Origin of the sequence: Hanstruepera neustonica, assembly GCF_002895005.1 — a bacterium.
GTDB classification, from domain to species: Bacteria; Bacteroidota; Bacteroidia; order Flavobacteriales; family Flavobacteriaceae; genus Hanstruepera; species Hanstruepera neustonica.
This window is the reverse complement of record NZ_POWF01000006.1, coordinates 160624-172956: the sequence shown is the minus strand read 5'-3', so window position 1 is coordinate 172956 and position 12333 is coordinate 160624. Positions and strand designations below refer to the sequence as shown.

The window sequence follows — 12333 nt, the reverse complement described above, 5'->3', positions numbered from 1 at the left end:
CATCATCAGCAGTAGCCCCTAATTCATTATAGGTACCACAGGCTTCCACGGTAACCGTAGACAAACCATTTAAAGTAATGGTTGGCACAGTGGTATCCACCACATTCACAGTACGGGTGACTTGCACAGCCGAATTACCAGCGGCATCACTGACGTTATAGGTTACGGTATAGGAACCCACAGTGGTTTCATCCACAGAGGAGTTGTCAATTACTACAGCACCAATAGCCAAACAGCCATCATCAGCGGTAGCCCCTAATTCATTATACGTACCACAGGCTTCCACGGTAACGGTAGCTGAACCATTTAAAGTAATGGTTGGCACAGTGGTATCCACCACATTGACGGTACGGGTGACTTGCACCGCATTATTTCCTGATGCATCAGCTACATCATAAGTAACAGAATAAGATCCAACTACAGATGTATTCACTGCAGAAGCATCTATGACTAAACCACCTATTCCTGAACAATTATCATTTGTAATAGCACCTAATTCAGAGTAAGCTGAACAGGCTTCAATAGTTTGCGGATTAGGTCCATTTAAGCTTATGGTTGGTAATGTGGTATCTAAAACGGTTACTTGAGCGGTACAACTATCGGAAGTTGTATCACTGCTGTCGGTAACTGTTAGTGTTACAGTTACAGGTGATCCAATGTCAGCACAAGAAAAACTCGAAATATCTAGTGAAAATCCATCACCAACACTACCATTATCAATATCGGCAGGAACTATACTAGCACTACCAGTACCATCGAGATAAACAGTGATATCTTGACACACGGCTGCTGCAATGCGCCTGTAATTAGGATTAAAAGAAACATGGTTCGTTATGGAAACTTTAGAAGTAAACGAAGGTTGGTTGTCTTCCAAAGAGAAATCATCAAGCGTTACACTTTTAGGACTACCAAAAGCAATGGTAGCCAAAAAGGCTAAAATAAATGTAGGTAACGTAATTTTTCTCATACTCAAATAGTTAAAAGTTATGGGGCGCACTAATAACTAAAATGAAGCTAAAATTTAAAATGGATTAATCGAACTCTAGCTTATATTTTAGAAATAGTTAGCTATTAACTGTTCAAGAGGGATAGAACGAAATTATTGTGATACTGTGCCTTAGACAAAATTATTCGTTAAAATACCGTTTTATTCTTTGTAACACCGTAAAAACAATAAAATGAGTGAGTTATGTTGCTTCAATATTCAATTTGTTATAATAGCTCACTCTTTAAAACATATTAAAATTACACAAGGCAATAATAAAAAGAAAAATTCAAAAAACCTACAAAAAAATGCATTTCATCGTATTTTTTTAACTTTACATCGATAAAAATAAGGAAGTTGATTATGAAAAAAGCCTCCTAATCCCAGAAAAATCGCTGCTTTTACATCAATCAATTAAAACTAGCGAACTCAAACAAATTGTTCTTTAGTTTAAAAAATAATCACGTATTGCGTTTTTTTATCATAGGCATATATCAATATAAAAACTCAAACTCCTGCAAACATCCTTTGATTTTAGGCGTTTAAATAGGTTTTGACAGTGGTGATATTTAAAATAAAAAATACTATATTCCCGTAATCAAACTATCAAATAGAATTAAGCCTTGTTAACAAGAATCAATAAAGTCATTGCCCGTTTATTTACTACCAGAGCAGCTGGTTTTTATTTTTTAGTATTTGCTGCAGCTATCGGAATAGCAACATTCATTGAAAATGATTTTGGCACCAGTGCTGCACAAAAACTAATTTTTAAAGCCTGGTGGTTTGAGCTATTGTTAGTGTTATTTGGAGGGACCATATTGGTGAACATTTTTAAGTTTCGCATGGTGCAACAGAAAAAATGGGCCGTTTTAACTTTCCATATAGCCATCATCATTATTATTATGGGAGCGGGTGTTACCAGGTATTTTGGTTATGAAGGCGTGATGCACATTCGGGAACAGGGTACCAGTGATTATTTTTTATCAGCTGAAAGCTATTTGAAGTTTCATGTTGAAAAGAATGGCAAATCCTATGCTTTTGATGAACCAGTACTATTGGCGTCATTGGGAAACAATGATTTTTCAGAAGACTATCTGATTGATAACGATGAAATCACGGTAACCCTTCAGGAATTTATTCCGAACCCAGAATTTACCGTCGTAACAGATGCTGACAATGGAAAGCCAACCTTAAAAGTTGTTATCGCTGGCATGAACGGTAGGGAGGAGTACTATCTATCTCAAGGGGACATAAAACGCTTTGGTGGACGGGTTTATAATTTTTCCAATCAAATTCAACCAGGAGCATTCAATATTCAATATCAAAATAACACCTTATCATTCAGTACGGATAGAACTCTTTTTGAAACGGTCATGGCTACCCAGCAAAAGGATACAATCGAAGCTGGTCAGAAGGCTAACTTAAAATTAAGAGCCTTATATTCAGATGGTGTCAACAATACGGTCTTTCCAGAATTTTATACAAATGCCAATACGAAAATACAATCCAGTGATCCTAAAGTTAAGAATGAGAGTACAGTCGCGTTAATCTTGAATGTCTCGGCAAAAGGGCAAACAAAAGAAGCCCTGGTTTATGGAAATAAAGGCATGCCTGGTGTTCCAACGGTTTTGGATTTTGAAGGTCTCAAGTTTAAAATAGCCTATGGTTCCAAAGAAGTAAAAGTCCCGTTTCAGGTTCAGTTGAACGATTTTATTATGGAACGTTACCCAGGCACGAACAGTGCATCTTCTTATGCTAGTGAAGTAACGGTGATAGACCCAAATAAAGGCGTCAATATGGATTATAGAATCTATATGAACAATATTTTGGATTATGGAGGTTTCCGTTTTTTTCAATCCTCATTTGATAAAGATGAAAAAGGGACCTACTTAAGTGTCAATCATGATTGGTGGGGAACTATTATATCCTATATCGGTTATGCATTGTTGACTATTGGTATGCTACTGACCTTTTTTAGTAAGAATACACGCTTTTACAGTGTGCTTCAAAAAATAAAAAACTTGCGAGCTAAAAGTGGAACATTCCAATTCCTAGTAATAGCTCTAATGCTTTCTAGTTCAAGCATTATGGCTCAAAAACAAGTGGTATCCCAGGACCATGCCGAAAGTTTCAGTACGGTTGTCGTACAGGATTTTAAAGGACGCATGAAACCCATGCATACCTTGGCTCGGGAAATCATGCGGAAAGTATCCAGAATAGAAAGTTGGGGTGAGTTCACGGCCGATCAAGTGGTTTTGAGTATGTTCATCAACAAACAACAATGGTATGATGAGCCTATGATTTATTTGGGTAAAAGTGAAAAAATTAAGAACCAATTGGGCGTCAGCACCAAATATGCATCATACAAAGATTTTTTTGGTACCGATGGTAAATATAAATTACAGTCAGAGGTCAGACGTGTTTACAGTCTGGATCCAATTGATCGGGATATTGATGCCAAAGATCTTATGAAGATTGATGAGCGTCTGAACATAGTCAATATGGTTTTTTCAGGCAGTATTTTTAAAATTGTACCGAGACCCAATGACCCCAACCACCAATGGGATGGTTATACCGGTCATAATCACGATCATGATCATCCTACCGTAGCCCAAAACTTTTTTAATACTTATGGTAATACATTGATTGAGGCTACCAAAACAGGAGATTATAAGCATGCAGGTCATCTGTTACAGGAGTTAAAGGATTTTCAGGCTCAAGAAGCAGCATCTATCATGCCATCACCATTAAAGGTAAAATTGGAGATCATGCTGAACAATATGAATATTTTTACGCGGTTAGCAGGGTTCTATATGATATTGGCACTGGTATTATTAGTATTGCTCTTTATGTCAGTATTTAAGCCCTCATGGCATCTCAAGAAAATATACTATGTCCTTTTTGGATTGATTGTTCTGGGTTTCATATTACATACTGTGGGATTAGGTATGCGTTGGTATGTTTCTGGTAGAGCACCCTGGAGTAATGGTTATGAATCGATGATCTACATAGCATGGACATCCACTTTAGCTGGACTGATATTTACCCGAAAATCATTTGGCGGTTTGGCGGCAACGATGGTATTGGCAGGAACAGTTTTGTTTGTATCGACATTAAGTTTTCTGGACCCTGAAATTACACCGTTGGTACCTGTATTAAAGTCCTATTGGCTTACCATTCATGTATCCATGGAAGCAGGCAGTTATGGATTTTTAATGTTAGGTGCTATCATTGGTTTGATCAATTTAATTCTGATGATTTGTTTAACTGAAAGTAACAAATCCAGAATAAAGCGTATAGTTCAAGAGATGAGCTATATCAGTGAGTTGACGCTTATGGGCGGATTGGTGATGGTCAGTATTGGAACTTATTTAGGTGGTGTTTGGGCCAACGAATCCTGGGGACGTTATTGGGGATGGGATGCTAAAGAAACCTGGGCTCTGGTAACAATTTTGGTTTATGCATTTATCTTACACATGCGCTTAATCCCCAAGTTACGCGGTTTGTTTGCCTACAATTTAGCAACGATATTTGGCCTGGCTTCCGTATTAATGACTTACTACGGCGTCAATTATTATTTATCAGGGTTACACTCTTATGCAACAGGCGATCCAGTTCCCATTCCAACATGGGTCTATGTGGCTGTTGCTTGTATCATCGCTATCAGCATTTTGGCGTTTATCAGAAAGCGGAAATTTAGTATAAGCTGATACTAGTGTTTGGTGATTTCGCCATTTTCCAAAATAAGGTCATAACGATACCCAGCACCAAAATCCACATCACGGTGCACCACAGCTTTGACGGTTACGGTATGCCCTTCAGGAATGTAGGTGTTGGATGTTACCACAAAATCATAATCATCTTGAGTACCATCTTGTAAATGATACCAATTCCGATCCATGATATTCGGATTGACTTTCACAATCTTGCCCGTAATTTCTACCACTTGGTTTTCATACTGTTCCACATTATTGACCACATCAGCAATACTTACAGTTCCTTTTTGGGGAGTTGTTGGTGTATTTTCTGAAGTTGAAGCTGGAGCTGAATGATCATGATTCGTATGAGTTTTAAAGTTATCTGCTGTATTCATGGAACTATTCCCGCCATGGACTTTGGGCACAATATTGGAAACCAAATAAATGGTATCAAAGGTCTTTTGATACTCCTTACTTTCAAAATTTGTTTTTAATAAAGCATCCTTGTAAAAATAGGTTTCTCCAATAGTAACATCTTGGTTACGTGTAGCAATCCAGAAAGAGCGTCCATTTTCAGTGACGTTCATATAGATATACTTATCAGTAGGAAGCGTTTTGTTCACAACAACGGCATGCAAGTTTTCCATAAAGCCATTACTGGATGCCGTGCTTTCAGATGTGTTACTATTATTAGTTTGTGTATTATCAAAAATACCACTGGAAGGTTGATCCTTGGAGTCTTCAGTGGCTGTAATAACTTTAGGACCTTGCTTACAAGAGTTGATGAATAATATTGAAAAAATAAGAGTTAGGGTTAAGGGTGTTCGAGTCATGATTTAGTTGTTCTTTTTACTTCTAAAGCGTTTGGTCAATTGGGCATAAACGCGAATATTGTTTTCTTCCTCAAATTGGGAATATTCACCAGATAAAGCAAATTGCCATGTCCGTGCAAAATTAAAGTTTAGATTAGTACCATAATAGTCCTGTTTGTAAGGCGTACGTTGGTTTTCATAATCATATTCAGCAGTTCGGTAATATATTTCGGCGTAAAGCAAATCCTTAAAGAGGGAGCGTGAATATCTTACAGAGATAATATTACTGGTTAGATAGTTGTTTTGGTTCAAATTATAGGAACCATTCAAACGCCCACCTACTTTCGGAATATTGGCAAAAGTCAAATAACCAAAATAGTTATCCGATTTATTTTGTTGATCACTGGCAAAACGTTTACTATAGCTTCCGCCCAGCCAAATATATTTTATGGGTCTCAAGTTCAGTCGTGCTCTGAAACCCTGTCTGGCTAAATCATCATCCAATATTTGATCGATTTGCGACTGAAAGGTTTCATAATAGATAATGCGTTTTCGCGAATCATAGGATACCATAATATTGGCATATCGACTAAAGCGGTATCGCAAGGACGAGTAAAGATTGGTCAAACGAACATCCCCTTGTGGGTTAAATAAATCCAGCTCCGAAGATACAAACAAACCCAGATCCTTAGCAATCGTACTGGAATGTTGAAAGAAAAGATACCGTCTATCGGTAGCACCTTGATTGGTTTGTTCCATAGCACCAACGGTGGTGGTACTCCTAAAATGACTATTAGTGGTTTCCACACCAACATAACCACCATATTGAAATAAATCTGAATTAAAGCCATAATCAAATACGTCTGGCCGAAATCCAACAATACCGCCCGCATAAAATGGGCCAAAATATTTCTCTACCTGTAAACCATCGTTAGCTCCAAATACAGAAGCTTTCGGATTGATTTTTCGTCCCACAGCGGCCCAAAGGGTAGGTGTGAAATCATACTGAACATTGAGGTTGTACACATTGAAAATATCTGTACGCCCCGAATAGTTATCGGCAACTGTAATGAGATTTTGATAGGACAGAAACGTTTCAACCGAAAACTTACCACCACCAATATGATTAGCGTTCAAGGATACACGACCCAATAAACGCTGATTATCATCTCTGACATCGGAAAATTGATTATAACTAGCCAAACTCACACGTCCCGTTATGAATTCTTTGTAAAGGGTTTCCTTTTCTTCGGGAACGGTTTGTGGTACGGCAACTTCAGCTGGAATACTGTCATCCACATTATCTTCAATGACTTCTGTTACTGGAGCAACGGCAGGCAAGGTATATATAACCGTATCGCCTGTTTGCAACTCACAGTCATTAATGGGAACGCAAACAACCGATGTAGACGATTTGACGGTTACCTTTAAACAATCCGTGCCATTGAATTGGAGTACATCATCAACCGAAATAGCGTCTGTTGAAGAGAACTTCACATAAATATTGGAAGACGTCACAAAGGAAACGGTTCCCTGCAAGGTATTATTCTGCTGCTCTTGAGAAAATAGAGAAACGGAATGAAACAGTATGATAATATGTAAACCTAAAAGGAGTTGTTTCATCTTAAGCATTAATCAGAACCATCTGGATGACATTGTAAACAGGCACTACTTTGATAGACGTAATCATTCACGTCTTCATGCTGATCAGCGGTGTTTCCTTGAGTATGACAAGTGATACAGGTGTATACCGAATAGTCATTCGAGTTGGTATGGCAATCGGTACAGGAACTCCACTCGTTATCATGCCTGCCTGTATAGATTGGAAAATACTGTCCGTCATGGTCAAAGGTAGCTGGCGTCCAGCCTGGATTGGTCGTATGACAGGAGGCACAATCCGTTGGGAAATTAGCGGCCTGATGGTTAGGGTCATTGGTGGTATTGTAATCGTCTTGATGGCAGGCCACACAGTCGGTTGGTGTATTGGTGTAATTACCGTTAATATGGCAAGCGGTACAATCGTTGATATCATGTCCACCACTTAAAGGGAAAAAGTCATGATTAATAGTCGCTGGAGTCCAGCCAGGTCCCGTAGAATGACACTCGGCACAATTGGTTGGAAATCCGGCACTGGTATGGTTCGGATTGGTGGTAGCGATATAGTCATCCTCATGACAGGATACACATTCCGGTGATATATCTGAAAAATTGCTAACATCATGACAACGGCTACAATCTTGTATATGATGGCCGCCTGTTAACGGGAAGAAGTCATGTATAAACCCATCAGCACCCCATCCCATGCCAGTAGGCGAGTGGCATTCCGTACAATCCGTTGAAAATCCAGAAATACTATGGTTAGGACTGGTTGTGGCCATAAAATCGGTTTGATGACATTCAATACACTCATTTCCCACAGGCGTAAATATCAGACCGTTGTCTCCTTGATGGCATTCACTACAATTGACATTAAAGTGGGCCCCAATTAAAGGAAAACCATTGGCTTCATGGATTTCTGGCACATTAAAAACGAGCCAGTTTTGGGTGTTATGACAGCGTACACAATCATTACCAACCGATTGCTCGTGCACATCGGTATGACAGGATAAGCAATCATTCGGCGTATTATCAAATACCAGTGTGTTGTGGCAGGATTTACAATCGGTATTCTTATGAGCACCCTCCAAGGTAAAATTGGTCGTACTGTGGTCAAAGGTTGTGGTTCGGTAATCCACAGTCCAACCATCAGGATTATGACATTGTGAACAGTCTATCTTCAGACCATCTCCATGTGGCGATTGTGCCCATAATGCCGTGCAAGAGAGGCATATCAAAACGATTATGAATGGCAGTCTATACATTCCAATTTGTTTAACTTATAGATAACGGTTGGTTCTCCTTGATTATTTTGTGACTCATGGCAGGCTCTACAATCCAACTCTTCATGCTTTCCGGTTAATGGGAATCGGGTGTCATTATGGTTGAACTTTTCTGGCAACCAGCTACTGGTTACATGGCATCGGGAACATTCGGTCACACCATTTACTGCAAAACTATCGTCGTGAATATTCTCATGGCATGATGCACAATCTGTGTTTAAATTAGTAAAATTCTGCGATATAATCGTCTCTTTTTCAGAAATTTCAAAATGACACTGGCTACAGGCAGCCTCTAAATGACGACCGGTAAGTGGCCAATCAGTTTGATTGTGATCAAAATTTACGGCATCCCAGGCTTCGGGGCCATGGCAAGACGCACAGTTTTGCTCTGGATAATAGCGTTCAGGAATGGCATTCTCATGAATATTATCATGACAATCAATACAGGCTATACCAATATCCCGAAACTCCCAACGCTTGGAGGCTTCGTCTACATGACAGGCAAAACAAGGTGTTGCCGCATGTGCTCCAGCCAAAGGGAATGCGGTGTCTTGGTGTTTGTCAATAGAAAAGGAGGTAAAGGTAAATGGTTGCTCTAACGAATGGCAAGTATCACAGTCCGGTGAAATACCGCCTTCAGCAAATTGCCCCTGATGATAATCATCATGACAATTTTGGCAGGCTGTAAAATCAATAGGCGTAGAGAAGCGCTTTTCATGGCAGGCTCTGCAATCTACAGATTGATGCTGACCTTCCAGAGGAAAATCAGTGACACTATGATCAAAAAAGTCCATAGCTTTTAAAGCTATAAAACTCTGTTCCTGATGGCACTTGGCACAATCCTGACCATATTTATTCTCATGCGGATCTTGATGACAGGCCACACAATTACTTTCGGCTACAGCGGTTTTATCTTGAAATACGGTTGTAGGACTACTGCTTTTGGTATGGCATTCAAAACAGTTGATGCTTTTATGCTGACCATTTAAATTAAATCCAGTTACGGTATGGTTAAAACGGCCAGTACCGTTAAAGGCACTAAACGAACTCTCGCTATGGCATTGCGCACAGGCACCCGGTAAGTTTCCTTGATGCGGATCAGTATGGCAAGCCTTACAATCATTAAATGCCAACCCTTTAAACTGTTGAAATTCCTTACCATCTTTAATGGTAACTTTGTGGCATTCCTTACAGTCAACAGTGGCATGACTACCATTAAGAGGGAACGCAGTGTCGTTATGGTCAAAATTGGCAACTGGTGAAAAAGCCTCCATACTATGACATTTCAAACAATCATTGGGCATACTACCCTGATGAAAGTCATCATGACAGGACAAACAATTAGTTTGCAGCCCTAAATACGTATCCGCCCGCTTTCTAATGTCAGCATCCGCAATATGGGAAGCTTGATGACATTGTTTGCAGTCCACCGATTTATGGGCGCCTTCAAGGGTATACCCCGTTTTGTTATGGTCAAACGATTTGGAATCAAAGCGCACCATATCAAAGTTTCGGCCGTGGTGTTCGCTATGGCACTTGGTACACGATTGCGTTTTCACCTCGCGACTGGCATGGAATCCACGGTTTTGGTTCATCAGGTTACTAATCTCATCATGGCAGTCCAAGCATTTCGTATTGGTAACCTTATCACCCAATTCGTGACACTGGGTACAATTACCCATACCTTCCAATTTGGCATGCGCCTTGGTCAGGTCACCTGGGGATATTTGTGCCATAGTGCGGATTCCTATAAATAGGAAACCTAAAATGAAACCATATGTCAAATACGCTCTATTCAAAATCTGTTAGCGATACTTTTTCACAATGTAACCAAAGCGTTTGGTGATTTCAATTCCCGCACGTTCCAGAAACTTGGTGGGCAATTCACCACCGGCAAAAATATAGACCAAATCATTGTCTAAAACGGTGGTTGAACCATCCTGTAATTCTAAATGTACGTGATTATCATTGATTTCAGTCACATTAGACTCAAAAATAATTTGTAAGGAACCATCTTGTTCGGCTTTTAGAACGTTATCCTTATTAGCAGGCTTCAACCGCGAAAACTTATCCTTTCGGTAGGATAAAGTCACGGTATTACGGTCTTTGAGTAATAGGGCAGACTCAATGGCCGAGTCGCCACCACCAACAACCAGTACCTGTTTGTTTTCAATGGTTTCCGAATCCAGTAAACGGTATGCCACTTTTTCTGAAACTTCTCCCGGAACGTCCAATTTACGCGGTGTACCGCGTCTGCCAATAGCCAACAGGACATTCTGGGCAACATATTCGGTGTTTTGATTAGTCACCACCTTGAAGGTTTGATTAGCTTGTGGTACGATATCCTCAACTTTGGTTTGCTCTACTATGTCTAAATCGTGTTTATCGATAACCTCATTCCAAATAGTCAACAGCTCATCTTTGGAGGTGTTGAACAACTTAACCTTACCATGCAAAGGCAATTCCATGGGTGATGTCATCACAACCTTGGCTCTGGGGAACGTATAAACAGTACCCCCTAGAGAATCCTGCTCCAGGGTTATCGCCTTCAAACCATGCTTTTTGGCAGCTAGGGTAGCTGAAATACCTGCAGGACCTGCGCCTACAATAGCCACATCATATTCGGTTTCAGAGGCTTTGCTTTTGCTTTTGGCAATGCTGTCCATAGCTTGCTGACCTTGCTCCACACTGTTTTTAATAAGGCCCATGCCACCCAATTCCCCGGCTATAAAAATACCAGGCATATTGGTTTCAAAGTTTTGATTAACATGGGGTAAATCCACACCACGGGTTTCCGTACCGATTCGTAGCGAAATGGCTTCAACCGGACAAGCGTGAAAACAGGCACCATGTCCCACACAGTTGGAGGCATTAATAACGGTAGCCTTCCCATTCACAATACCCAGAATATCCTTTTCAGGACAGGCGCGTACACAGGCACCACTGCCAATACATATATCCGGATTGATGTAGGGATGTAGGGATACCGGTTCAAACAAACCCTCTTCCTTGGCCGTAGCCACCTTTTGTGCCACCACTTTGGATGATTTGTTTTTCTTCAATAGATAGAAACCAATAATCAGGGCGCATAGTAAAAACACGGCACCGTACACAATGATTTCTTCCAGTAACAAATCGCTCATTAAAAAATCCATTTATAGCCAAAGGTAAAGGCCACCACAATATGGATGATGACAATCACCAGCATAATTAATGCAAAGGGCATGTGGGCTACATGCCAGTATTTAAAGTATTGCTTCATGGTCTCTAGGCGCGCAATCTTTTTAGATAAGCTGCGTTCACCTTGAAGCATCTTCAACAGGTTTTTGCTATCGGTTTTAGACAGGTTGTTGTTTTTAATAACCTGCTTGATACTGGAAAGCGATAGCGTTTTATCCGTGGTATAATTAACAAACAGATTGATATCGGTTTCGGCAACCTGATAATCTTCACGCAATACTTGGGCAATATCGGTTTTCATGTTCTGCACTTCACTCAAGCTTAAGGCACGACCCTCAATGGTACGTGGTATTTGGATGTAGATAAACCGTCCAATCACACCACTGGCAACCACAGCCACCATACTCCAGAATGCAATGGATACAATACCACCAAATTTAAACGCCGTATGAAACAGGATTAAAATAGGACCGAGGGTACATAGAAAGATATGGAATTCCAACAGGTACTTCAATCGCACATGCCTGCCCAGAATATTATAACGTTTATGCAAGATATACACCGAAACCCCAATCAACATCATCAGGGTGCCAAACACGCCCAGACCTTGTCCAAACAGGCCACTGGGTTTAAACCAACTGTGTTTAGGGTGATAAAAACGCTCTTCTAAAGCGGTTGAATAATATGAATAGCCATTAATGGCTAAATAGGCGGTTACAATGACTATAATGGAGACTAGGATACCAATATAGATTTGATGGGCTGTCTTACTCAATGTT

General features: G+C 40.1%; 8 protein-coding genes. 1 reads left to right on the top strand and 7 read right to left on the bottom strand.

Annotated elements, in window-relative coordinates; genetic code table 11:
* On the bottom strand, positions 1 to 967 hold a 967-nt coding region (locus C1T31_RS10205), incomplete at its 3' end, for an immunoglobulin-like domain-containing protein (RefSeq protein WP_123912662.1).
* A 641-nt stretch (positions 968 to 1608) separates the two neighbouring features.
* On the opposite strand from C1T31_RS10205, the gene ccsA reads away from it, so the two are divergent.
* On the top strand, positions 1609 to 4695 hold the full coding sequence (ccsA, locus tag C1T31_RS10200) for a cytochrome c biogenesis protein (protein ID WP_103052391.1): 3087 nt from the start codon (positions 1609 to 1611) through the stop codon (positions 4693 to 4695).
* Between the two features lie 2 nt (positions 4696 to 4697).
* Here the strand turns inward: ccsA and C1T31_RS10195 are convergent, their stop codons facing one another.
* From C1T31_RS10195 to C1T31_RS10170, 6 genes are all read right to left on the bottom strand, one after another.
* Positions 4698 to 5516, bottom strand: a complete 819-nt coding sequence (locus C1T31_RS10195) for a hypothetical protein (RefSeq protein WP_103052390.1) — start codon at positions 5514 to 5516, stop codon at positions 4698 to 4700.
* Positions 5517 to 5519: 3 nt separating this feature from the next.
* Entirely contained in the window at positions 5520 to 7118 is a 1599-nt protein-coding gene (locus tag C1T31_RS10190) for a hypothetical protein (protein ID WP_123912661.1), read from the bottom strand.
* An 8-nt stretch (positions 7119 to 7126) separates the two neighbouring features.
* Positions 7127 to 8356: a cytochrome c3 family protein gene (locus C1T31_RS10185; RefSeq protein WP_103052388.1), complete on the bottom strand. Its 1230-nt coding sequence runs from the start codon at positions 8354 to 8356 to the stop codon at positions 7127 to 7129.
* Entirely contained in the window at positions 8335 to 10110 is a 1776-nt protein-coding gene (locus tag C1T31_RS10180; RefSeq protein WP_103052387.1) for a cytochrome c3 family protein, read from the bottom strand. The genes C1T31_RS10185 and C1T31_RS10180 overlap by 22 nt, the downstream gene beginning before the upstream one ends.
* A 69-nt stretch (positions 10111 to 10179) precedes the next feature.
* Positions 10180 to 11517 carry an NAD(P)-binding domain-containing protein gene (locus C1T31_RS10175; protein WP_103052404.1) on the bottom strand — a complete coding sequence of 446 codons (1338 nt, stop codon included), beginning with the start codon at positions 11515 to 11517 and terminating at the stop codon, positions 10180 to 10182.
* Positions 11517 to 12329, bottom strand: a complete 813-nt coding sequence (locus tag C1T31_RS10170) for a hypothetical protein (protein ID WP_243398930.1) — start codon at positions 12327 to 12329, stop codon at positions 11517 to 11519. The genes C1T31_RS10175 and C1T31_RS10170 overlap by 1 nt, the downstream gene beginning before the upstream one ends.
* Between the last annotated feature and the right edge of the window lie 4 nt (positions 12330 to 12333).